The organism is Vibrio sp. 03_296 (assembly GCF_002265885.1).
In genome coordinates this window covers 1-559 of the sequence record NZ_NPKW01000434.1, presented here as the reverse complement: position 1 = coordinate 559, position 559 = coordinate 1, and the positions used below count along the sequence as shown (strand labels likewise).

The following is a 559-nucleotide window of genomic DNA, read 5'->3' as shown; positions in this document are numbered from 1 at the left end:
MAATATCATCATCTCTCGCTGACCCAACGAGCAGGAATAGGCCGTGCCAACCACCAATAAAGTGCTGGATGTCAAAGGGCTCTATCTGGAAAGTGGCCTCTCAGCGCCACTCATTGCTGAAATAGCGTCGTCATTTAAAGCGGCAATCAGGTGATGCTATTTCTCAATCGTCGAGGCTTCTCCCCTGCGTTAATGTGCCATGAATGTGGTTGGATTGCCGAGTGCAAACGCTGCGATGCCTATTACACTTATCACCAGTACAGCAATGAAATCCGCTGTCACCACTGTGGCTCTCAACAACCTATTATTCACCAGTGCCAAGGTTGTGGCTCTACACAACTGGTGACAGTTGGTGTCGGCACTGAGCAACTGGAAACCAGTTGACGACCCTGTTCCTTGACTACAAAGCAATTCGCATCGACCGCGATAGCRCACGACGCAAAGGTAGCCTCGAAAGCGCTTTAGAAGCCATTCGCAAAGGGGAATACCAAATTTTAATTGGCACGCAAATGCTGGCTAAAGGCCATCATTTCCCAGACGTGACGTTAGTGGCACTATT

Annotated in this window: 1 pseudogene; it reads left to right on the top strand. The window is 49.2% G+C overall.

The features are described from left to right. Window positions 1–559 (top strand): annotated as a pseudogene (locus CIK04_RS25180) (primosomal protein N'); the annotation flags it as partial.